Genomic DNA, 23,471 nt, shown 5'->3' with positions numbered 1-23,471 from the left:
CTGCGATGACAGTCAACGGATCGGGGGTTGCGGTGAGTACCACCCGGATCGAGAGCACGGCGTACGGAGCCGCCGCGCTCGAAAGCCTGCAGGCCGTGGTCTCACGGCTGAAGGCGGACGATCCGATGACCCCTGTCACCCTGCTGCTGCCCAACAACCTGGCCGGCGTCATCGCCCGCCGCCATCTCGCCCGGTCGGGCATCGCAGGCCTCTATCTCGCCACCTTGGAGCGCCTCGCCGAGCAGCTCGCGGCCGGAGTCCTGTCGCCGCGCCGCCCCGCGACCCGGCCGATCGTCGCGGCGACCTGGCGTACGGCGCTGTCGAAGGCGCCGGGCATCTTCGACGAGGTCGCCGAGCATCCGTCGACCATCCAAGCGCTTGCGTCAGCCCATCGCGAGCTTCGCGATCTCAGCGACCCCGCGCTGGACAACGTCGCCCATGCCTCCGCGCTCGGTCCCGACCTGGTCCGTCTGCACCGCCACGTCACCACCGATCTCGCCGCCGACTGGTACGACGAGACCGATCTTCTCCGGGCAGCGGCCGCGCGCCTCGCGGACGAGCCTGGCATCGCCGGCGAGCTCGGCGCCCTTGTCCTCTACCTACCCCAGGAGCTCACCCAATCGGAGGCGGCGTTCGTCGAAGCGCTCGGCAGCGCCGCGGCTGATCTCACAGTGATCGTCGGTCTGACCGACGTCCGACGAGCCGACCGTGCCGTCCGCAGGTCCCTCGAACGCATCGGTATAGACCTGCCACCGTCGATCTCGAAGAACTACCCGGTCGCCACCGAGATCCTGAACGCGTCCGACGCCGACGACGAGGTGCGCTGCGTCGCCCGCGACGTCGTCGAATCGCTCGAGCACACGCCGGCGCATCGGATCGCGGTGCTCTATTCGGCCGCCTCGCCGTACGCGCGGCTCCTGCACGAGCACCTGGCCGCCGCCCGGATCGAGGTGAACGGACCCGGCACGCGTCCCGTGCACGAGCGCGCGATCGCGCGGACCCTGCTCGAAGTGCTGGCGCTCGTCGATCAGGACCTGCCGCGCGCGGATGTGTTCCGTGCGCTCGCGAACGCGCCAACGCGCGACTTCACCGGCGAGCGGATCCCCGTGCCGCAGTGGGAGCGGATGTCCCGGGTCGCCGGTGTGGTTCGAGGCGACGACTGGGATACCCGGCTCGCACGGTACGCCGAGGCTGAGCAGCGTACTGCTGATCAGGAGGAAGCGGCCGAGGACCCACGGCCGGCCGCGGTACGGCGCGCGCAGTACAACGCATCCAAGGCCGAGCGGCTGCACGCGTTCGCTTCGGAACTCCGTCGCCGGTTGAGCGCCCTGGCCTTGCTGGAGACCTGGTCCGAGCTTGCGGACGGGGTGCTGCAGCTTTTCCACGCTCTGCTGGGCGACTACTCGTCCTTGCCGGTGGAAGAGCAGTACGCCGCGGCCGCGGTCGAGAGCTCGTTGAAGGGCCTGTCCACGTTGGACGAGCTCGGTACGCCGGCCAGCCTCGCCGTCCTGCGCGACGTACTGGATCTCGAGCTGCAGCAGTCGCTCCCCCGGGTCGGGACGTTCGGCACCGGTGTGCTGGTGGCACCGCTGTCGGCGAGCATCGGGCTGTCGGCGGACATCGTGTACGTCGTGGGCCTGTCGGAGGACCTGCATCCGGGGCGCGTGCACGAGGACGCACTGCTCCCCCATCGCGTGCGCCAGGCGGCGGCGCCGGAGCTGGCGTCCTTCCGGGATCGCCTCGACGAGAAGCAGCGGCATCTGCTGGTCGCGTTCTCGGCCGGGTCGCGCGTCGTTGCGTCGTTCCCGCGAGGCGATCTGAGGCGGTCGTCACGGCGACTGCCGACGCGTTGGTTGCTGGGGTCGTTGCGCGAGCTGACCGGCGATCACGGGCTGCCCGCGACACAGTGGGACAGGTACGGCGAGTTGCTGCGGACGTCGGCGTCCTACGCGAGATCGTTGACAACGGCAACCATGCCGGCGACCGAGCAGGAGTGGCAGGTCCGGGCCGCGGCGGCGCGGTTGTGGGTGAACGACGGGGTGCTGGTGCGGGCGCGTGAGCTGTTGCGCGGGCGTGGGAGCAACGCGTTCACGCGGTTCGACGGGGATCTGTCCGGGGTGTCGGGGCTGCCGGAGTACGCGGTGGAGGACCGGATCGCGTCGCCGACGTCGCTCGAGGCGTATGCGACGTGTCCGCATGCCTACTTCGTCGAGCGGCTGCTTCAGGTGGAGCCGCTCGAGGCGCCTGAGGACCTGTTGGTGATTTCGCCTTTGCAGGTGGGGAATCTGATCCACTACAGCATCGACGCCTTCGTGTCGCAGCTGAGGGGATCGCTCCCTGAGCGCGGCGAGCCGTGGACGGCGGAGCAGCGGTCGCTGTTGCTCGCGATCGGGGCGGAGCTCGCGGATCGGTTCGAGGCGGAGGGGCTGACCGGGCATCCGCGGTTGTGGCAGCGGGAGCGGCTGCGGATCCTTGGCGACTTGATGGTGCTGCTGACCGACGACGACCGCTGGCGGGCGGACCGGGACGCGTCGGTGGTGGCGAGCGAGCTGCGGTTCGGGTTCGACGGTGAGCCGCCGGTGGAGATTCCGGTGCCGTCCGGGCGGGTGCTGCTGCGCGGGTCGGCGGACAAGGTTGATCTCGGCGCGGACGGGACCATCTATGTGACGGACGTGAAGACCGGCGGGTTCTCGCGGTACGAGGCGATCGAGTCCGATCCGGTGGCGGGCGGGACGAAGCTGCAGTTGCCGGTGTACGCGTATGCGGCGCGGGCCCGGCTGGGAGAGGAGTCGACACCGGTCGAGGCGTCGTACTGGTTCGTCCGGCGCGGCGGGAAGCGGATCCCGGTGCCACTGACGACCGAGGTCGAGCAGCGGTACGTCGACACGCTCGACGTGATCGTGTCGTCGATCGCGGCCGGGTACTTCCCACCGAAGGCGCCCGAGATCCCCGACTTCTTGTGGGTCCAGTGCCCGTACTGCAACCCGGACGGACTCGGGCACAGTGAGGTGCGGGCGCGGTGGGATCGCAAACGTCACGACCCGGTCCTCGACCGCCTGGTTCGCCTGATCGACCCGACCGCCTTGGATCCGCTCGATCCGACTGCCCCCGCTTCGGAGGCCGGCCATGAGTGAGCAGTTGCTGGACGGTCCGGCGCGGGAGCGGATCCGGTCGGACACCGACTCCACACTCTTCGTCGAGGCGGGCGCAGGTTCCGGCAAGACCCACGCCCTCGTCGACCGCGTGACCACACTCGTTCTGCGCGACGGCGTGCCCCTGCGCACGATTGCGGCCGTCACCTTCACCGAGAAGGCCGGCGCGGAGTTGCGTGACCGGCTGCGCGTCGAGTTCGAGAGGGCCCGGCGAGGCCCGGCCGGTGCGCTGGCGGACGCGGCGCTGGACGACCTCGACTCGGCGTCGATCGGGACGTTGCACGCGTTCGCCCAGCAGATCCTGCTCGCACACCCGATCGAAGCTGGGCTGCCGCCGCTGATCGACGTACTGGACGAGGTCGGGTCGTCGGTCGCCTTCGAGGAACGCTGGGCGGAGTTGCAGCAGCAGTTGCTGGACGACGACTCGATCGCGGAGCCGTTGCTGCTGGCGATGGCGGTCGGGGTCGAGCTGAAGCATCTGCGGTCGCTGGCGCGGCTGTTCGGCAACGATTGGGACCTGATCGCCGAGCGCGTACTCGTGGATCCGCCGGAGCTGGTGGCGATGCCGGATCTCACCGGGCTGGTCGCGGCCGCGGCGCAGATCGGTGGCGCGGCCGAGTCGTGCCTGGATCCTGAGGACCGGTTGCTGCCGAAGGTGGTGCAGATCCGGGAGCTGGGTCTGATGCTCGACGCCGCATCCGACCAGGAGACGCAGCTCGCGATCTTGCAGACGTTCCGCGGTCTCAAGGTCGGGCGGATCGGGCGCAAGGAGAACTGGCCGGACATCGGTCGTGTGCGCGGTGACTGCACCGAGGTGGTCGAGGTCGCCGGGTCGCTGGTCGAACTGCTGCTGGATGCTTGCCTTCGGCACCTTTCACACTGGATCGCTCGCCGGGTGCTCGAGTCGGCTCGGCTGCGCCGGGAGGAGGGGCGGCTCGAGTTCCACGACCTGCTGGTGCTGGCGCGGGATCTGCTCCGGCGGGATCCGTCGGTGCGGTCGGCGCTGCAGGAGCGGTTCGAGCGGTTGCTACTCGACGAGTTCCAGGACACGGATCCGATCCAGATCGAGCTTGCGGTCCGTATCGCAGGGGGCGCGGAGGCGGAGGCCGAGGACTGGCGTGACGTCGAGGTTCCTGAGGGGCGGCTGTTCGTCGTTGGTGACCCGAAGCAGTCGATCTACCGGTTCCGGCGGGCCAACATTGCGACGTACCTGACCGCCCAGGACCTGCTCGGCGAAACGGTCGCGCTCACGACCAACTTCCGGACGGTGCCGCCCATCCTGCGGTGGATCAACACGGTCTTCGAGACTCTGATCCAACCCCAGGAAGCCGCCCAACCGTCGTACCAGTCCTTGTCCCCCCACCGCACCGGTCCGTCCGGCGCCACGGCCCGCACCGGTCCCGCCAGCGGTGCGACCGCATCCCGCCCAGGCGCAGGCGCTGCCTCGCGCCGGTCTCGCCTCGACCCCACCACCCCAGCCAGCGGCGACCAACTCTCCCTCTTCGGCGACTCCGATGACGAGCCCACGCTCTTCGACGACATCGCATCCGACTCCGCCGCCGCCACGCTTGGCGACCGAGGCTCCTCGGCCGACCCCTCAGGTTCCGGCTCGCCCACCTCCGGCTCGGGCGACCGGCTCGGCGACCTCGCCACGGTCCTGCCCTTCCGGCGGGCCGGCGACTCCGCCTCGGCCGCCATACCCACGGCCGACGACACCTCAGCGGCGTACGACGAATCTCTGACCGGCCCCTCCGTCACCATCCTCGGCGCGGAACCCCATAACGACCTCCCCCGCGCACAAGCCTCCGTCCTCCGCGAACGCGAAGCCATCGACGTCGCCGCCGTCGTCGAGCAGGCCCTCCGCGACGGCTGGCAGGTGTACGACGACCACGCCGGCTACTGGCGTCCCGCGGCAGCCGGCGACGTCGCCGTACTGGTCCCCGCGCGTACCTCGCTGCCCTTCCTCGAAGACGCCCTCGACCGCGCCGACATCCCGTACCGCGCCGAGGCCAGCTCGCTCGTCTACCAGACCGCGGAGGTCCGCGACCTCCTCGCCTGCGCCCGCGCCCTCGGCGACCCGAGCGACCAACTCGCCCTCGTCACGACACTGCGCTCACCACTCTTCGGCTGCGGCGACGACGACCTGTTCGTCTGGAAGCGCTCCGGCGGCTCGTTCACCCTGACCGCACCGGTCCCGGACCAGCTCCTGACGCACCCGGTCGGCGAAGCGATGGAGTGGCTCCGCCGTACCTACTATGCCGCCCGCTGGCTCACCCCGAGCGAAGTCCTCGCGAAGATCGTCGCCGACCGCCGTATGCTCGAGGTCGCCGCCATCGGCCCCCGCGCGCGCGACGCCTGGCGCCGGATCCGCTTCGTCGTCGACCAGGCCCGCGCCTGGTCGGAGGTGGAGCACGGCGGGCTGCGTTCGTACCTCGCCTGGGCCGCACACCAGGGCGAAGAAGCCTCCCGCGTCGCCGAAGCCGTCCTCCCCGAAACCGACGCCGACGCCGTCCGCGTCATGACCATCCACGCCGCTAAGGGCCTGGAGTTCCCGATCGTCATCCTGTCCGGCATGACCGCGGCGCCGAACCGGCAGCGCGGCGTCCAGGTGCTCTGGCCGCCGGACGGCGGGTACGCCGTGAAGCTCAAGTCATCCGTGCAGACCGAGGACTTCGACCTCGTCCAACCGGTCGACGAGCAGATGGACGACTACGAACGCCGCCGCCTCCTGTACGTCGCCGCCACCCGCGCACGCGACCACCTCATCGTCTCGATGCACCGCTCCGGCAACCGCCGCCACTCGAGCAACGCCGAGCTCCTCGCCTCCGCCGGCGGTGTCGAGGCGCCGCACGCCACGCTTTTCACCAGCCCACCACGGGTGGAGCGCGAACCGCGGATCACACCCGACGTCACCCCGCCGATCTCCCGCACCGACTGGGAGTCCCGCGCGACTGCGGCCCAGGCCGCCAGCCGGGCGCGCTCCGCCCAGAGCGCCTCCGGCCTGGAAGGCACCGGCCCGGACGTCGCCCTCGCCGACGTGGATCCCGGCACCGCCAAGGCGCCCCGCGACCTCGAACTCCCACCCTGGTCCAAGGGCCGCTACGGCACCGCGATCGGCCGCGCGGTCCACGCCGTACTGCAGGTCGTCGACTTGGAGAGCGGCGCGGGCCTGGACGCCGCCGTGTCCACCCAGTGCCTCGCCGAAGGCGTCCTCGAGTACGCCGACGTCGTCACGGCACTCGTCCGCTCAGCTCTCGCTTCCGATGTGGTGAAGCGTGCCGCCGCCCGCGAACACTGGCGCGAGTCGTACGTCGGCACCGCCCAACCCGACGGCACCGTCCTCGAAGGCTTCGTCGACCTCATCTACCGCGAGGACGACGGCCGCCTCACCATCGTCGACTACAAGACCGACGCCATCCCCGCGGCGGCGTTGGAGAGCCGAGTCGCCTACTACGCACCCCAGTTGCAGGCGTACGCAGCCATCCTCCCCAACACCGGCCCGCCGGTCCTGTTGTTCCTCAACCCCACCGAGGCGATCGAGCGCCGTCTCTAGACGACCAACCGCACCGCCAGTACGACGATCACCACGCTCGAACCGATTGCCGTCAGCAACCGACCGAGGCGCCCGGTCAACGCCCGCCCCAGCAACGCGCCACCACCGGCAAGCAACAGTTGCCAACTGGCCGACGCCACAAACGCCGCGGCCACAAACACGGCCCGCTCCAACACTTGTGGATCGGCAGCCGCCCCGGGTCCGCTGGCAGCGATCCCCGACCCGCCAGCCGACCCCGTCCCGGATCCGCCGAGCACGAGTGCGGCGAAGTAGATCACGGTCATCGGACTGAGCAACGTCATCCCGAGCATCCCGACGTACGCCATCCGCGCACCCACCGGCACGTTCTGGCTGATCCCACCCAGCCGATGCGCCCGGTACCGACGTACCGCCTTGACCGCGCCCATCACGGCCAACCCAACCAGCACCACCACAGAAACCCACCGCAGCGGCCCCACCACCGGCACCAACAAGGGCGCCAACGCAGACCCCGCCACGGCAGCCACCAACGCATAGAACCCGTCAGCCGACGCAACCCCCAGCGCCGCACAGGCCCCCACCCGCAACGAACTCCGAGCAGTCAACCCCACCAGATAGGTCCCCACCGGCCCGACCGGCATGGCAATCCCATACCCAGCCAACACCCCGGCGACCACCGCCGCGATCACGATCGACCGCGGCAGAACCTCCCCCAACGACCGCCCTGCTGCTGCACCCGCGCCGCCCAACCGGCAACAGGCATCAACAGCAACACTCCAATGGTCGTAATCATCCCCCCATGATCAGCACCCCGCCCCACCCCCACAACCCAATTACAACCCCTCGCCCGTGAGCTCACAGTTCAACGGCACGGCGACGAGCAGGTCAGCGACTGAGCGCGGCAGGCATCGGGTTGGGCATGGTTGCCTCCGCTCAGTTGATGGTTCGTCACTGAGAGTCTATGGAGATCGGAGGCCTTGCGAGGGGATGGTTACAGGTTGTGGATAACGGGAAGTGACCCTGCCGTGTGGATGAGCGGCGGGTCGCCTACGATCTGCGGAAACAGTGAGGGAATCGTTCGGATGATGGTCCGCCCGCTGGCGGGTCTGCCACCAAGAGTGTGAGGGTGTGGCTCATGAACATCGGTACTCGGAAAATCGTCGTTGACGAGGCGATCGCGCAGTTGCGGCTGTACGCCGAAACCAACGGCGCCGTGTTGCAGTACTACGACGGTTTGCCGGGGTTGACCTGCGTCGGCGGTTCGGACCCGAACCAGGTGACGCTGGAGGACTTGGCTCGCACCATGGTGATCGGCGCCGACCTGCGGGCGATGGACATCCCGTGGCTGCTCGAGGTCGAGGCGGAGAAGGAGTTCGCGGCGATCCCGGTCGACGCGCGGCTGGAGGACGCGAAGCCGGGCGGCGACCTGTTCGAGGCGGCGATGGCGCTGGACGACAAGTTCACCGGCCACCGCGGCTTCGGCCACGCCAAGAAGTCGAAGCTGCTGCACCTGAAGCGGCCCTACCTCTTCCCGGTCACCGACAGCTTCATCCGGATGACCTATGGCACCGCGTCGGCAGGTGCGGAGTTCCTCGCCGCGATCCACCGCGACCTGGTGAACCCGGCCAACGTCCGCGACTTCAAGCTGCTGCAGGTCCGGCTCATCGCCGAGCCGCCCACCTCGGCCGCACGGCTGCTCGGCGAGGTCCCCACGCTTCGCCTGCTCGACATCCTCGCCTCACTCCTGGGTGAAGCTAAATAACCCCCAGCCGCGCCAGCGGCTCCACCAGTTCACGCTCCTCGTAGGACAGATGCGAGAGCAGCGTGTCGTCCAGCAGGTCGACCGCTGCGCGCAGACCGTCGATGGAGCCTGAGCCGTCAACCAGTGCGACCAGTGCCTTGTCCACACCTTCCAGTACGTCGTGGATGATGTGGTGCTCCTCCTGCAGCCGGTCGACAACCGGCGCCAGTGCGGGGTCGGCTCGCCGGATGTGCGGGAAGAGCGAGGCGTCTTCCAGCGAGTGGTGTGTGGTCACCAGACGGCAGTAGGACTCGCAGTACGTGCCGAGGGTCCAGTTGTTCTGCCGCATGGTCATGGTGTTGATGTGCGACCGAGCCTGTCCGACACCGAGCGACCCCGCGGCCACCTGCTCGACCAGATCACGGATCTGCTCGAGCTCCGCACGCAGATGGTCGTGTACGTCGATCAGGTGCTGACCCGACGACAGTTGGTACGACGTGTACGTGCGCGACGGGTCGAACGCGGGACCCGTGGGACGCTCCGACTCGTCGAGCAGCTGTACGGCGCTCCGCCGTACAGCCGGAGGTGGAGTCGGTACGACGGTGAATCCGCCCCCAGCGACCACGGGAGCAGCCGCGACAACAGCACCTGAGCGCGCAGCCTCCACGGCTTCACGCACACCAGCGGCCACCTCAGCGAACCGGCGAATGTCGTCCGGATCGTCGGAGCCGAGGATGTACGTGCTCATCCCCTCGCCCAAGGTCAGCTCAGCGAGCTGGTCGATCCACAGCTCCTCCGGACCCTGCAGGAACCCACCACTCCCACTGAATCGGCCGGAGAGGTTGTAAAGCCGTCGTACCGAAGCCGGATCGCGACCCGCCTCGACGGCTGCCTCGTCGATGATCTTGTTCATGGACGCGAGCTGGTCAGGGCCGGCGTACCCACTGCTCGGCAACCAGCCGTCGGCGAGGCGTCCGGTGACGGCGAGCATGCGGGGCTTGTAGGCGCCCAGCCAGATCTCGACGTCGTGAGCAGGCTGCGGGCCACGCTTGGCGCCGGAGACGGTGTAGTGCTTGCCGGGCAGCCGGATGCCGCCGCCGGTCGGCGTCCAGACCTCACGCATGATCGCGATGGCTTCTTCGAGCGCACTGATGCTCTGGCCGGCGGTCAGCCGCGGACCCGCGTTCGCGGCGACCGCATCCAGGAAGCCGCCCGCACCGAGACCCAGCTCGACGCGACCGCCGGAGATCAGGTCCAGCGTGGCGACGCTGCGTGCTAGTACGACGGGATGGCGGAGCGGGAGGTTGGCGACGTTGGTGGCCACCTTCACGCGCTGGGTCTGCGCGGCGACGACCGACAGCAGGGTCCAGGCGTCCATCAGGCGGGGCTGGTACGGATGGTCCTGGAACGTGACGAGATCGAGGCCGACCTGCTCGGTCAGCTGGGCCAGCGCGATCACCCGCGCGGGATTGTCGACCGCTGGGGTCAGGAACGTGCCGAAGACCAGCTCGTGGCCGTAGTCCATGGTTCACCTTCACCTGTCGGAAGTGCGCTCGCGAGCAAAACTACTTCGCTGAACGAATAATCTCAACCACAGAACATCTGCTGGCGGACCGAACCGGCTAGACCAAACTGAAGGCCTGTTCCGGAGTCAGGGTCGTGCCAGTGGTGTACGCGGCCTCGTAAGCCGACCGGCCCAGGGCGGCTGAAGCCGCGGCGATCGCTCGGTCCAGGTCTGAGGTTTCGGTTGCGGCGATCAGGTAGTTCTCGGTGGCTCGGGTGGCCGCGGCAGCGCCCAGGAGCGTGGCAGCCAGGGTCTTGTCCGGGTGGCAGGCGGCGATGCCTTCGAGGGCCCAGCACATGCCGCGGAGAGACTCGAAGTCGACGGAGATCCGGAACGCCTCCTCGTGGAGCTCCAAGGCGGCAACAACGTCACCCTCGAGCTCGCGGACGAAGCCGAGCTCCTCCAGGACGATCGACAGATAGAGGACGGATTCGTTCTGCCGGCGAGCGACGTCGATCAACGCTCCCAGTCGCTGCGATGCCTCGGCCAGCAGGCCGGTACGCCGGGCCGCGAAGCCGAGCACGAGTTCCGCCAGGGCCTGGGTCGAGCGCTGGCCCTGTTCGGTGGCCAGCCGCAGTGCGCGCTCGCCGTGGGTGCGGGCCAAGTCATAGCGGCCCTGCCGGATCGACGTCCACCCGAGCATGCCCAGCGCATTGGCGACCTCGGGCCACAACCCGATCTCCTCCGCGGCCTGCGCGCCTTCGAGGTGAAGCCGCTCTGCCTCGTCGAAGTCGCCGACGAGTTCGGCATGCGCCCCGAACCAGCCCGTTGCCTGCAGCACACCCCACCGATCTCCCAGCGAGCGGAAGATCCCGATGCTCTCGCACGCATCGTCGAACAAGGCCGGCAGATCCGCCCGCACGTGCGCATGCTTCGCCCGCGCGGCCAGCACGGCCGCGACACCCCACTGGTCCCCGTCGGCCTCGAACCTCTTCAGCGCCCGGTCGAGCAGGGACTGACAAGTCGGGAGGTCACCGGCATCGCTCGCTGCATAGGCGATCCACCACAGTCCAAAAGCGTCAGCCGCATCAGTCCACCGGTCTCGCTCCGCCGCCGCCTCGCTGTCGCCCAGCAGGTACTTGAACCCAGCCCGCCAAGCCCCGACCCGCGCGGACCCCTGCACGGCTTCCAAAGACCGCAGAGCCTCCACATGGCGCCCACGCAGGAACCAGTACCAGGCCAGTGCGTCCACCAAGCGCTCAGCCAGCTCCGACTGCCCTGTGGCCACAGCGCGGTCCAGTGCGGTCCGCAAGTTCGCGGAGTCCTCGTCAAGCAGCTCCAACCACCGACTCTGATCACCACCGAAGAGTGCAGGCCGGGCCGCCTCAGCCAATGACGTGTAGTACGACAGATGCCGCTGCCGCACCGACTCCAACTCACCGGCCGCACGTAGCTTCTCCACGCAGTACGCCGCGACGGACTCCAGCAACCGATAGCGCGGCCCATCCACCCCTTGCACGGGTACGACGAGCGACCGGTCGACGAGCCGTACCAGCACATCGAGAACGTCGGCCTCATCGCACACCACGGCCGCAGCCTCCGCCGTACACCCGTCCGCGTGTACGGCGAGACGTCGCAGCACAGACTGCTCTTCCGGATCGAGCAGCTCCCAACTCCAGTCGATCATCGCCAGCAGCGTCTGCTGACGCGGCGCAGCACCGCGGTGTCCGGTCGCCAGCAGCCGGAAGCGGTCATCGAGTCGCGAGACCAAACCACGCACTCCCAACGCACGCACGCGAGTCGCAGCGAGCTCCAACGCCAGTGGGATCCCGTCAAGCCGCCTGCACAGCACCGACACATCGGCCGCGGTTTCCGCAGACAGAGTGAAGTCCCGAGAGGCCGCAGCGGCACGGGTCACGAACAACTCGACGGCACTGCACTCGCTCAAGGCCTCCAGCTCCAGAGCAGGCGACGGGACGTCCAGCGGCGGCACGCTCCACACCACTTCGCCGGCGAGACCAAGCGGCTCACGACTCGTCGCCAGTACGCGCAGACTCGGCGCGGCCGCCAACAGTCGATCGGTCAACTCGGCCACCTCTGCGACGACCTGCTCGCAGTTGTCGAGGACCAAGAGTCGAGACCCCATGACCGCAGCCAGCCGCTCGACCACACCGTCGCCGGAACCACTGGCGTCCCGCAGATCCAGTGCCGCCTGTACGGCGTCTGTCAGCGAACTGCTGACCGACAGCGCATCTGGTGTCACCGCGGCCAGCTCGACCAGAACGACGCCATCCGGGAAGCGGTCCGCCACCTCACCGGCCGCTGCGAGCGCCAGCCGAGTCTTGCCTACTCCCCCAGGGCCAGTCAGCGTCACGAGGCGTGAGGAGGCCAGACACGAGCTCACGTCGGCCATGGCGTCCACACGTCCAATGAGCTCGGTCAGTTGAGCCGGGAGGTTGCTGCGGGCGTGCGGGAGCTCTTGCGTGAGGATCGACTGGTGGAGGGCGACCAGCTCTGGGCTGGGGTCCAGACCGAGGTCGTCCAGTAGCAGGCGGCGCAGCTGCTCGTAGCTGTCGAGTGCCTCGCTCTGCCGACCACTCCGGTAGAGGGCCTTCATGTGCGAAGCCCGCAGCCGCTCTCGCAACGGATAGGCGGCGACGAGGTCGGCGAGCTCACTGACCGAGCCAGGCCGCTCCTCATGCCACGTCTCCAGTGCGGTCAGCCGCTGCTCGGTCAGCCGGGCCACGCTCGTCTCCACGAACGCCTCGTCCGCGAAGTCGGCGTACGCCGGTCCGCGCCACAACGCCAGCCCCTCAGCGAGCTCTCCTGCCGCAACCCGGTCGGCGAACTCCAGAGCGTCGTACGACGAACTGTCGACGGTGATCGAATAGCCCGCGGGGCCGGACTTGACCAGGGCACGACTGCCGGGCTCGGCGTCCTCGAAGGCACGGCGGAGCTGGGAGACCTTGGCGGAGAGCGTGCCCGACGGGTTGCCCGGCAGCTCTGAACCCCACAGGTCGTCGATCAGGCGGTCTGCCGGCACAGGGCGGCCCTCGTGCACCAGCAGGTCGGCCAGGAGCGCACGGACCTTCAGGCCCTGGATGGTGACGGGCGTCCCCGCGTCCGTCCAGGCAGTGACCGGTCCGAGCACCCCGAAACGCATGGCCGCACCTTATCTTTCCGCCGACTCACGCACTGACCGGAAAGAAACCGTAAACGGTCTCCGGCAGAGTCTGTGTCACCGGAAAGGAGGCAGGACATGCGACTGGCAGTGATCATCGGCAGCACCCGCCACGGGCGGTTCGGTCCGACCGTGGCGCACTGGCTGGCCCGGCAGGCGGCCAAGCAGTTCGAGATCGACCTGGTCGACCTGGCCACCGCGCATCTGCCGAGCACACTGCCCGATACCGACGACGAGACGCCGGCGGAGGTCGCAGTACTGGCTCCGAGGCTGGCGGACGCGGATGCGTTCGCAGTGGTGACACCGGAGATCAACAGCAGCTTTCCGGCGCCGTTGAAGACCGCACTGGACTGGTACTACGACGAGTGGCACGCCAAGCCGGTCGCAATCGTCAGCTACGGCCGGGAGACCGGCGGGCGGTGCGCCACCCTGCAACTCCGGCAGGTCTTCGCCGAACTCCACGCCGTCACCATCCGCAACACGGTCGCGCTCCCCTGCTACTGGGAGCAGTTCACCGCGAACGGCGACTGGCCACGACCTTCCGCCGGGTACGAGGCGGAAGCCAAGCTCATGCTCGACCAGCTCGTCTGGTGGGCCGAAGCGCTCCGGGACGCGCGCACCAAGCGTCCTTACCAACACTGAGAAAGGGAAAGACCCATGAGGAAGCTGATCGAGACCACCTTCGTCACCCTGAACGGCGTCATCGACAACCCGCAGCGCTGGAGCCCGCCGTATTGGGACGACGAGCACGCGGCCTACTCCCAGGGGCTGATGGAAGGCGTCGACGCGCAGGTGCTCGGCCGCGTCACCTACGAAGGGTTCGCGGACGCGTGGTCGCAGCGCGGCGGCGACCCGTTCACCGACCACTTCAACGCCATGCCGAAGTACGTCGCCAGCCGCACGGTGACCGAATGGAAGTGGAACGCCCAGCCGCTCGAGGGCGACGCCGCCGAGGCGGTCAAGCGGCTCAAGGCCGAAGACGGCGGCGACCTGATCAAGTACGGGACCGGGTCGTTCTCGAAAACCCTGCTGGAGAACAAACTGGTCGACGAGTACCACTTCTGGATCTTCCCGGTGGTGGCCGACGGCGAGAACATGTTCCGCGGCGTCGGCCTCGACATCACCCACCTCGAACTGCTCGGCACGACCACCTTCAAGTCGGGCATCGTCGTGCACAAGCTGGCTCCGAAGGCCTGAACCAACCGCTCCCAGCCGGCCACCGATTCGTCATCGGTGGCCGGCTGCACGCTTGTCTGCCCAGACCGTGGGTACCGGTGCGACTTCGGGGATGTGAGGCGGCACTGGGGACCGCCTGCCGCAGGTCCTCGCGATCGGCTACGCCAGATCGCAAGGTCCGCACACGATTCGGACTGGAGGTCTGATGGGTACCGTCCTGACCATTGTCATCATCGTCGTCGTCCTGCTCGCGGCGGCCGCGCTGTTCTTCGTCTATCAGCGCAGACAATCGGACCAGCTGCACAAGCGGTTCGGCCCGGAGTACGAGCGCACGCTCGAGGAGTCCGGTGATCAGCGCAGCGCCGAGCGCGAGCTGCGCGAGCGCGAACGCCGGGTCGCGAAGCTCGACATCGTGCCGTTGAGCGGCGGGTCCGCGGCGCTGTACCGCGAGGAATGGGCCGAGATCCAGCAGAGCTTCGTCGATCAGCCGGCCGCTGCCGTCAGCGATGCCGATCGGCTGGTGCTGCGGATGATGCGTGAGACCGGGTACCCGGTCGACGACTTCGACCAGCGCGTGAACGACATCTCGGTCGAGCATCCGCAGGTCGCCACGCACTACCGCAACGCGCACCGGGTCGCGGTCGCACAGGCTCGCGGTGAGACCGACACGGAAGAACTTCGTCAGGCCGTCACGTCGTACCGCGCGCTCGTCGACGCGTTGCTGGCCGGCAGCGAGGACGACCACGAGCGGCACCGCACCCAACCGACAGACGCCAAGGAGCAAGCATGACCATGAACGATGACCGTCGCTTCGAGACGACGGACGACGACCGCATGATGACCGACACCGACCGCACCGACACCGGCCTGTCCACGGACGACCGTGCGAGCGACGCCCTGGGCGACCGGACCGACTATGCGCGCGACGACCGTACGAGCGACGCCCTGGGCGACCGGACCGACTATGCGCGCGACGACCGTACGACGGACGAGCCGGCGAGCGAACGAGCGTCCGAGGAGCCGTTGGTGGCGCCGGATGCGGTGGTCGACTTCCGGGCGCGCTGGGAGGTCATCCAGCAAGGCTTCGTGGACGATCCGCGCCAGGCCGTCACCGAGGCCGACAACCTCGTCGACGATCTGCTCAAGCGCCTCTCGGACACGTTCGAGCGCCAGCATCAGGACCTGGAGAAGCAGTGGTCCGACGGAGAACCCTCCACCGAGGACCTCCGCTCCGCCCTGCAGCGCTACCGCGCGTTCTTCCAGCGGCTGCTGACCCTCTGACGCAACCACGGCCGGCCCGTACGGCGCACGCCGTACGGGCCGGCCGTTTTGTTGCCTAGGGCGCGATGTTCTGGTTCAGGTGGAACACGTTGCCCGGGTCGTACTTGCGCTTGACCTCGACCAGCCGGTCGTAGTTGTGCTTGTAGTTGTCGCGGATCCGCCCCTGGTCGTCGCCGGCCATGAAGTTGATGTACCCGCCCGACTCCGAGTGCGGTGAGACGTCGTCGTAGTACGACTTGACCCACTCGACGCCGGCCTCGTTCTGCGCCGGGTCCGGCCACATGCCGGCGATCACGGTGGCGAAGTTCGCGTCCCGGTAGGCGAACGCGGTGCCGTCCGGAGTCACCCGGTGGCAGGCGCCGTCGATCGGGTAGATGTGCACGGTCGAGTTCACCGCCGGCAGGCCGGGCGCGTGCCGCAGGTGCGCCTGGATCGCGTCGTCGGTGAGCTCGGTGACGAAGTTCGCCTTCCAGTAGTGCTGCAGCCCCGGTGGCACGAGCCCGTCGAAGGCGGCGTTGAGCGCCGGGTACGGCATCGGGCCGACCATCTCGGCGACCACCGGCGCGAACTCGCGGAACTTCGAGATCTGCGCCTCGCCCTGGTCAAGATCACCGGCCCAGCAGCCGACGATCGCGGCGAACGGCTCGCCGTGCCGGTTCTCCGGGATGAACGGCAGCGGCGGCGCGATCTGGAACGCCGGGAACCCGCCGAGCTGCTCCGGCGCATCCCCGATCATGTCGCGGAACCCCGACAGTACGGCGGCAGCGTCCGACAGCTCGAAGAACATCGGACCTCCGTAGATCGTGGACACCGGCGCCAGCCGGAACTCCAGCGCGGTCACCACCCCGAAGTTGCCGCCGCCCCCGCGGAGCGCCCAGAACAGGTCCTCGTTCTCCTTCTCGCTGGCGATCAGGAACTGCCCATCCGCCGTCACCACATCGGCCGAGATCAGGTTGTCGCAGGACAGTCCGAGCCCGCGGGCCAGGTACCCGATCCCGCCGCCGAGCGTCAGCCCGCCGACGCCGGTGGTCGAGATGATCCCGCCGGTCGTCGCCAGCCCGAAGGCGTGCGTGGCCGCGTTGAAGTCACCCCAGGTCGCGCCGCCGCCGGCCCGCGCGGTCCGGCTGACCGGGTTCACCCGGACGTTCCGCATCCCGCTCAGGTCGATGACGACACCGCCGTCGACCGTGCCGAACCCGGGCACGCTGTGCGATCCGCCGCGGACCGCGAGATCCAGCTCGTTCGTCCGCGCGTAGTCGATGGCCGCCATCACGTCGCCCGCGTTCTCACAGCGCACCACGACCCGTGGCCGCTTGTCGTGCATCGCGTTGTGGACCTTGCGTGCCTCGTCGTACCCCTCGTCACCTTCGGTGAGGATCAGCCCTCTGGTGCGTTCTCTCAAGTCGTCGATCGTGCCCATGTTCTCTCCCCGACAGTTCCAGCCTCAGAGCGGCGTGCGTACTACGCAGGCCGCGCAGACCGGTCGCCACCGTCGAGCGCAGCGCGAAACCTCACCCCAGAGAGCGTCTGATCCCCCGACGGGCAACGCGGACCTCCCCCAGACCCCGCCCGTTCATCCCCGACCTTCCCGCGCGGCCCGACTTTCGTCAACCCTCAAGAATCCGCCGGGAGATCTCCGCGGCCGATGTCAAAGACGCCATTCCGGTACCGACCAGAAGCTGCCGGCAGAACCCCGACGAGCACCGTCCTGCTGCGTCACGACCTGGTCTGATCAGTCCTGCTGCAGGGTGCTGAGGAGGCGGTTCTGGGCGTGGTCGAGGTGGTAGGCCATGTGCTCGGCCGCGGCGGTCGCGTCACCGGCGCGGATCGCCTCGAGGATCGCGGCGTGCTCGGACGCGACCGTCGACGGATCGGCCTTGCGATGCGCCTTGTACTGGCCCATCGTCAGGTGCATCTCACCCAGGATCAGCTCGTGCATCCGCGACAACCGCCGGCTCCCGACCGCCGACACCAGCGCCGAGTGGAACGCGATGTCGGCCTCGACCTGATCCTCGAACAACCGGTCGCGGGCCGCGTATTCGATCGCGACCTGGGCCCGCGCGGCGTCGGCCGGCACCTCGCCGGTCGCCGCCAGGGCCGACACCGCGGCCTTCTCGATCGTGACGCGGCTGAAGAACAGGTCCCGGATCTCGTCCTGGTCGAGCACCGGGACCACTGCCGTCTTGTGGGCCGTACGGCGTAACAGGCCGAGCCCGGTGAGCCGCTCCAGCGCCGCCTTCGCGGTCGGCCGGGCCACGTTGTACTCGGTCGCGAGCCGGACCTCGGTGAGCTTCTCGCCCTGGGGGATCTCGCCGTTCACGATCCGCTTGCGGACCGACTCGTACAAGGCGTCCGTCAGCGACGACGGCCCGAGCTCCAGGCGCGTATCCGTACCCACTCCACCCCCTCCAGGAGCAACTGTCTGGCAAGTGTACTGGTCTAATGACCGGCACTCTTGTCAACGACATTGTGCAGCGTTTCGCCGGCCACGAAGCGGCGTACGTTCTCGGCGACGATCTCCTGGCTACGGCGCCGCGTACCGGTGCTGGTCGCGCCGTTGTGTGGCGTGACGATGACGTTGGGCAACGACCAGAACGCGCTCTCCGGCGGCAACGGCTCGACCCCGTGCGCATCCAGGCCGGCGCCGGCGATCTGCCCGGTCCGCAGTGCGTCGAGCAACGCGTCGTCGTCCGCGATCCCGCCGCGCGAGATGCAGATGAAGTACGCCGACGACTTCATCCGCGCGAACGCCTCCCGCCCGAACACGCCGGCCGTCGAAGCCGTCCGCGGTGCCGTGACCACGACGAAGTCCGACTCCGCGAGTAGCCGGTCCAGGTCGCACAACTCATCGACGTACGGCGAGGGCAGCTCGGGCCGACGTCGTACGCCGAGAACGCGCATGTGGAACGCCTTGGCCTTGAGCGCGAGATCGAGTCCGGAGTTGCCGAGGCCGTAGATGCCGACCGTGAGTCCGGCCAGCTCGCTGTGGACGAAGTGGTCCCAGCGATGCTCCGCCTGGGCACGCATCCACCGCGGCACGTCACGGTTCAGCATGAGCATCAGCAGCAGCGAGTGCTCGGCCAGTGAGATCCCACCGTTGCCGGCGCTCGAGGTCAGCACCACCGGCGACGCCAGCATCTCGGGTGAGAGGTCGGCGTCGACCCCGGCCGACGGGCTGTGCACCCAGCGCAGCCGCGGCGCCTTCGCCAGCACCGCCGCCGGAACCCGGCCGATCACCGCCTCCATCTCCCCGAACACGTCCGCGGCGTCGTCGAGCGTGTCGACGAACCGGATCCGGGCGGCACCGGCAGCCTCGACATACGCCGGCGATTCCTTGCCTACAACAACGATCATCATTTCAGTCCCGTCGTGGCGATTCCGCGGATGAGGTAGTACAGCAGTGACTCGCGGACAGCATGCCCACCCCACGGGCCCATCACGCCGAGTCCGACGAAGCCGATCCTCATGCGCCGCTCCAGTCGACGTGCACGACCTCGAGCAACCCCGCGGTCGGGATGACCACCTCGGCCCGGCCGTCTGCGACCGTCGGCTCGACGTCCACGCCGGCGACGAGCAGCCGCACCTTCAGCGGCCGATCGGGTACGGCGATCGACACGGTCTGCGGCGGCAGCGGGAGGGTCTCGCGGATCGGACCGCGCATCGCCATCGGGTTCGTGAGGTTGACCAGGGCAACGGCCACGCCGGTGTCACCGCGATATACGGCGACATCGACCAAGCCGGCGCCATCGACGGTCACCTCGGGCGTCTTGCCGAGCGCCCAGCCGACCGCGTTCGCGATCAACCGGCCGTGGTCGGATTGGAGCGCTTCCCAGAAGATCGCGCCGAGGTTGAACGGGAAGTAGACGGTCCGGCCGCCGTTCGCGTTCTCCGTGCAGATCACCGCCGGCCGATCCGGCGTCTCCCGCGGGTACACCTCCTCCATCGGCAAGTCTGGGAAGTCGGGAATGAACCGGAACGGAATCACTCCGTTCGCCTCGACCCCGAGGATGTGGGTGCCGCCAATGATCCGGGTCGTTCGTTCGAACCCGGCGTTCAGCGGATGCTCGCCCATCAGCGCGATGTAGTTGTTCTTGATCGCCCGACTCGGTTCGGCCAGCCTCACGCCCAGCACGTCGCCGAGCCCGAAATCCGCCCGCGCCTCGCCGCGTTCGTCGTACAAGGAACTCTGGTACGCCGCCACGAGCGAGCCGCCACCAGCGACGTACTCGCGCAGGATCGCGCACTGCTCGTCGCTGAGTTGCTCCGCATTGGCGAGGACGACCACCTTGAACGGGCGCAGCCGCTCGGCCGTCAGCAGCTGATCGGAGACGAACTCGAACGGGGCCCGTGCCTCGACGAGCGCGTGGTAGAAGCCGTCGTCGTGATCGTGATCGCCGGCGCGGAGCTGTCCGCTGCGCGTCGGATCCAAGACAGCGATCTCTGCGGTGATCCGCAGGTCCTTGAGCACCGGCTCGACGGTCGCGTGCAGGTTGAAGGCGTCGACGATCGGCTGCACCCAGCGGTTGTCCGGCACGCTCGCGTTGAACTTGGTGAACCAAGGGAGCGCTCCGTGGGCGAACCCGTCGACGATCCAGGTCTTGGTCTCTTCGCCGGGCGCGACCGAATCCTTCCAGCGGTACTTGTGCTCGGGTCCGACCGACGTGATCAGCCGGATCGGACGATCAGGGAAGACACCACGGTTGCGCTTACCGTTGCGGCCCGCCGCCCACGGCGCTTCGGTCCCGGAGCGGCCCTGCTTGTCGATGATGAACAGCGGGGAGATTGGTTCGGCCAGGTCGCGGGCCAGATCCCGTGCGGCGAGCGCTCCCAGGTTCGGGACGAACCGCGCGTGCGGCCGCAGGTCGCGGACCGCCTGGTCCCAGATGCCGACGAGTTGACCGAGCTGCCGGCGTCGCCAGCCGACGTACTCCGGCCAACCGTCGGCGTGGTCGGCGGCGGGCAACTCGAGACCGGTCTCGTCCCGGAACGACTTGCGAGCGCCCTCGCTGTACGAGATGCCGTAGTACCCCTCCCAGCGATTGGCGAAGACCGCGTCGACGCCGTACTCGCGAACGATCTCGCGGATCACCTCGGTGATGAACTCCCGGTGGTACGGCGTGAACGCGCACGTCAGCCAGATCCCCGGGTACGCCCAGTGCTCGATCGGATTGCCGTCGCGGTCACGGGCGAGCCACTCAGGATGCGCGGCCGCGGCGTCGGCGTGGACCGCGTGGGGATCGACGCGGGCCATCACGCTCATGCCAAGACTCCGGGCGCCGTCGACGAGAGTGCCGAAGGGGTCGGTGTCGCCGAGGTACTTGCTGCGGTAGTGGTACTCGAGCTGCGTCGGGTAGTAGGCGACGTAACCGCCGGCGCTGATGCAGGTCGCGTTGGACTTACTCTCGCGCATCAGCCGGAGCCAGAAGTCCGCGTCGAAGTGTGCGGGATCGACCTCGGCCAAGGTGATCTGGGCCCAGCGAGTCGCCGCCAATGGCCAGTCCGGATCGGAATCGACTGCTGGGGCCTGCTGCTCGGGCTCGGTGTGCATCGCGCCTCCGGAGTCGTCGGGTCCCCAAAATTGTCAGACAAGAATGCACGCCTGGCAAGAGCGGCTGTCAGGCCTTTGGGTCTAACGGCTTTCGGCTGCGGCGGCGCGGAGGGCGTTGGCAACTGCGGCTACGGGCGGGGTTTGCGTACGACGGGTGAGCAGGAAGACCTCGCGTCCGACAGCTCCCTCGGCCGGTAGGCGGACGGCAACGCCGGGAGCGCCGTGGCCGAGGACCAGGTCCGGGAGGAGTGCGCCGGCTCCCGTCGTACGGACGAGCTCGAGCAGGATGAGGAAGTCGTCGGAGCTGTAGCGGAGGTCGGGTTCGAAGCCGCCGAGCTCGCGACAGACTCGCACCTGCATCTCGCGGTGACCAGTGCCGGGTTGGCAGCAGGCCCACGCGATGTCGGCCAGTCGTTTCATTGGCACCCGGTCGGCGGCGGCCTCGGGGTGGTCGGTGGGCAGGACGACGCGGATCTGTTCGCGCAGCAACGGCTCGCGATGCAGGTCCGCGTGCACCGCTCGGGGCTGGCCGTCGTACTCGTCGCCGACGACCACGTCCAACTGCTGCAGTCGGAGTGCCGGTACGGCCTGCTCCACCTCGGTCTCGGTGGCTTCTACCCGGATGTCCGGGTGCGTGGCGGCGAGCGTTCGGATCGCTGGTGCCACGACGCGCAGGAACGCGGATTGGAACGACGCGATCCGGACCACGCCGGCCACTCGGCCGGCCGCGACCGTTGCCAGCTCCGCTTCGGCAGCCTCCACGCCCTCCAGCAGCGTCGAGGCATGCCGCACCAGGACCTGCCCGGCCGCGGTCAGCCGGACGTTACGCCCGACCCGCTCGAGCAGTGGCGTTCCCGCCTCGCGCTCCAGAACGGACAGCTGCTGCGAGATGGCGCTGGGGGTGTACCCGAGGGCGCGGGCGGCACCATGGACCGTGCCGCGGTCGTGGACTTCGCGCAGCAGGCGGAGGCGGTGCAGATCCAGCATCTGTTCAGAATAGCTACACGATCCTGTCCAAGAAGCCGCAATGGACGTGAACAATCCGCAGCCCCGACCATCGATGTCGTGGGCGCCCTCTTCTGTCTTCTTTCCGCCGCCGCTTTCGGGGCGATGGCCGTGTTCGGCAAGCTGTCGTACAACGCAGGTGTGTCTGTGGACGCTCTGTTGCTGGTCCGCTTCGGACTGGCCGGGGTTGTGTTGCTGACCGTCACGCTGGCTCGTGGTGCATTCCGGGGTTTGTCGCGTCACGCCGTACTGGTGGGGCTGGGGATGGGGGTGTTCGGGTACGCGGCGCAAGCCGGTCTGTACTTCTCCGCGCTGGCTCGGATCGACGCGTCGCTCGTCGCGCTGATCCTTTACGTGTACCCGGTGCTGGTGATGGCTGGGGCCGTCGTACTCGGGCGGGAGCGCGCGTCGCGGCGAAGGGTGTGGGCGCTGGGCCTGGCACTGGCCGGGATCGGACTAGTGCTCAGCGGAGCGGCGACAGGTCATTTCGATGTGCTCGGTGCGCTGCTGGCGCTGGGGGCAGCGATTGTCTACACGGTCTACATCCTGACCGGCGATCGCGCTGAGGTCCCTCCGCTCGCGCTCGCGGCGCTCGTCTGCACCGGCGCGTTCGGCTCGTTTCTGCTCACTGGGCTGCTCCGGGGCGGCGGAGGACCGCTCTTGAGCGGCACTGGGTTCGACTTCGCTCCCGTGGGCTGGCTGTGGCTCGGGGCGCTGTCCATCGTGAGCACGGTCGCGGCGATCCTGCTGTTCTTCGCGGGCATGGCTCGAGTCGGCCCGTCGGTCGCCTCGATCCTCTCCATCCTCGAGCCGGTCGTGACGGTCGTCGCGGCGGCCGCGGTCTTCGGCGAGCACCTCACCGCAACCCAGTGGTTCGGCGGCGCCCTGGTCCTATCCGCCGTACTAATCGTCCAATGGCCAAGCCGATCGGCGTCACTCTCACCACGCCCGGCCGACTCCTTGGTCAGCAGCTAGCCTGCGCGCTTCTTGCGGGTTGTGGCTTTCGGCTTGAGCGAACGCGCGTACGCGGCGCTCACCGCGAAGTGCTCGCGCAGCTCGTCCGTGTTGACCAGGAGGGCGTCGGGCACGACGACGTACTCCTTCTGTACGACGCCATGGGCAACGTTGAGGGCCGTGTCGTACCTGGTCAGGAACGCGGCGCGCTCGACCTCGGGAAGACGCAGGGCGAGGGTGCCGTTCTCGTTGAGCATCGAGAACATGTTGCCGTTGACCGAGGTATAGGGAAAGCCGGCGCCTTTGCGTTCGACGTCGGGGAACAGTCCGACCAGCGCGTCGAACAGGGCAACCTTGTCGGCCGGAGCTTTGGCCATGCACGTCTCCTTGTGTTGAT

At 68.7% G+C, this 23,471-nt stretch carries 17 protein-coding genes; 8 read left to right on the top strand and 9 right to left on the bottom strand.

The genetic code is table 11. From position 1 onward, the window contains the following. The first annotated feature begins 32 nt into the window (after nt 1-32). Both ACZ3HV_RS32695 and ACZ3HV_RS32690 read left to right on the top strand, forming a co-directional pair. A complete protein-coding gene (locus ACZ3HV_RS32695; protein ID WP_465689977.1) occupies nt 33-3,134 on the top strand; it encodes a PD-(D/E)XK nuclease family protein in 3,102 nt (1,033 codons plus the stop codon). After that, entirely contained in the window at nt 3,127-6,705 is a 3,579-nt protein-coding gene (locus ACZ3HV_RS32690; RefSeq protein WP_465689975.1) for a UvrD-helicase domain-containing protein, read from the top strand. Before ACZ3HV_RS32695 ends, ACZ3HV_RS32690 begins: the two co-directional genes overlap by 8 nt. Here the strand turns inward: ACZ3HV_RS32690 and ACZ3HV_RS32685 are convergent. After that, on the bottom strand, nt 6,702-7,400 hold the full coding sequence (locus ACZ3HV_RS32685; protein ID WP_465689973.1) for a lysine transporter LysE: 699 nt from the start codon (nt 7,398-7,400) through the stop codon (nt 6,702-6,704). The genes ACZ3HV_RS32690 and ACZ3HV_RS32685 overlap by 4 nt on opposite strands. A gap of 419 nt (nt 7,401-7,819) precedes the next feature. On the opposite strand from ACZ3HV_RS32685, the gene ACZ3HV_RS32680 reads away from it, so the two are divergent. After that, nucleotides 7,820-8,446, top strand: a complete 627-nt coding sequence (locus tag ACZ3HV_RS32680; RefSeq protein ID WP_465689971.1) for a DUF6308 family protein — start codon at nt 7,820-7,822, stop codon at nt 8,444-8,446. On the opposite strand, the gene ACZ3HV_RS32675 is transcribed toward ACZ3HV_RS32680, so the two are convergent. Together ACZ3HV_RS32675 and ACZ3HV_RS32670 are read right to left on the bottom strand one after the other, a co-directional pair. Then, entirely contained in the window at nt 8,439-9,950 is a 1,512-nt protein-coding gene (locus ACZ3HV_RS32675) for an LLM class flavin-dependent oxidoreductase (RefSeq protein WP_465689969.1), read from the bottom strand. The two genes, ACZ3HV_RS32680 and ACZ3HV_RS32675, sit on opposite strands and share 8 nt — an antisense overlap. 97 nt (nt 9,951-10,047) lie before the next feature. Then, complete coding sequence (locus ACZ3HV_RS32670) at nt 10,048-13,092, bottom strand: AfsR/SARP family transcriptional regulator (RefSeq protein WP_465689967.1); 3,045 nt, start codon at nt 13,090-13,092, stop codon at nt 10,048-10,050. A 96-nt stretch (nt 13,093-13,188) separates the two neighbouring features. Here ACZ3HV_RS32670 and ACZ3HV_RS32665 point away from each other — a divergent pair, with 96 nt between their 5' ends. The 4 genes from ACZ3HV_RS32665 to ACZ3HV_RS32650 all read left to right on the top strand — a co-directional run bounded on the left by ACZ3HV_RS32665 (nt 13,189) and on the right by ACZ3HV_RS32650 (nt 15,567). After that, the gene (locus tag ACZ3HV_RS32665) at nt 13,189-13,752 is read left to right on the top strand and encodes an NADPH-dependent FMN reductase (RefSeq protein ID WP_360369770.1); all 564 of its coding nucleotides are present in this window, start codon (nt 13,189-13,191) and stop codon (nt 13,750-13,752) included. Nucleotides 13,753-13,767: 15 nt separating this feature from the next. Next, a complete protein-coding gene (locus tag ACZ3HV_RS32660) occupies nt 13,768-14,307 on the top strand; it encodes a dihydrofolate reductase family protein (RefSeq protein ID WP_465689965.1) in 540 nt (179 codons plus the stop codon). A 184-nt stretch (nt 14,308-14,491) separates the two neighbouring features. Next, nucleotides 14,492-15,076 carry a hypothetical protein gene (locus ACZ3HV_RS32655; RefSeq protein ID WP_465689963.1) on the top strand — a complete coding sequence of 195 codons (585 nt, stop codon included), beginning with the start codon at nt 14,492-14,494 and terminating at the stop codon, nt 15,074-15,076. After that, complete coding sequence (locus ACZ3HV_RS32650) at nt 15,073-15,567, top strand: hypothetical protein (RefSeq protein ID WP_465689961.1); 495 nt, start codon at nt 15,073-15,075, stop codon at nt 15,565-15,567. The genes ACZ3HV_RS32655 and ACZ3HV_RS32650 overlap by 4 nt, the downstream gene beginning before the upstream one ends. A 55-nt stretch (nt 15,568-15,622) precedes the next feature. Here ACZ3HV_RS32650 and ACZ3HV_RS32645 read toward each other — a convergent pair whose 3' ends face one another. The 5 genes from ACZ3HV_RS32645 to ACZ3HV_RS32625 form a co-directional block, all read right to left on the bottom strand. Beyond that, nucleotides 15,623-16,987, bottom strand: a complete 1,365-nt coding sequence (locus ACZ3HV_RS32645) for an FAD-binding oxidoreductase (RefSeq protein ID WP_465689959.1) — start codon at nt 16,985-16,987, stop codon at nt 15,623-15,625. A 312-nt stretch (nt 16,988-17,299) separates the two neighbouring features. Then, on the bottom strand, nt 17,300-17,965 hold the full coding sequence (locus tag ACZ3HV_RS32640; RefSeq protein WP_465689957.1) for a GntR family transcriptional regulator: 666 nt from the start codon (nt 17,963-17,965) through the stop codon (nt 17,300-17,302). A 41-nt stretch (nt 17,966-18,006) separates the two neighbouring features. Then, a complete protein-coding gene (locus ACZ3HV_RS32635; RefSeq protein WP_465689955.1) occupies nt 18,007-18,924 on the bottom strand; it encodes a D-2-hydroxyacid dehydrogenase in 918 nt (305 codons plus the stop codon). 106 nt (nt 18,925-19,030) lie between these two features. After that, on the bottom strand, nt 19,031-21,115 hold the full coding sequence (locus ACZ3HV_RS32630) for an alpha-amylase family protein (RefSeq protein ID WP_465689953.1): 2,085 nt from the start codon (nt 21,113-21,115) through the stop codon (nt 19,031-19,033). A gap of 81 nt (nt 21,116-21,196) precedes the next feature. Next, nucleotides 21,197-22,102, bottom strand: coding sequence for a LysR family transcriptional regulator (locus tag ACZ3HV_RS32625; RefSeq protein WP_465689951.1), 906 nt, complete (start codon nt 22,100-22,102; stop codon nt 21,197-21,199). 78 nt (nt 22,103-22,180) lie between these two features. On the opposite strand from ACZ3HV_RS32625, the gene ACZ3HV_RS32620 reads away from it, so the two are divergent. Further along, nucleotides 22,181-23,095 carry a DMT family transporter gene (locus ACZ3HV_RS32620; protein WP_465689949.1) on the top strand — a complete coding sequence of 305 codons (915 nt, stop codon included), beginning with the start codon at nt 22,181-22,183 and terminating at the stop codon, nt 23,093-23,095. Here the strand turns inward: ACZ3HV_RS32620 and ACZ3HV_RS32615 are convergent. Next, nucleotides 23,092-23,451 (bottom strand): hypothetical protein, encoded by a 360-nt coding sequence (locus ACZ3HV_RS32615; RefSeq protein WP_465689947.1) that lies wholly within the window; start codon nt 23,449-23,451, stop codon nt 23,092-23,094. The two genes, ACZ3HV_RS32620 and ACZ3HV_RS32615, sit on opposite strands and share 4 nt — an antisense overlap. Between the last annotated feature and the right edge of the window lie 20 nt (nt 23,452-23,471).

This window comes from Kribbella sp. NPDC020701 (genome assembly GCF_055562215.1).
This window is presented reverse-complemented; position numbering and strand designations above follow the sequence as displayed.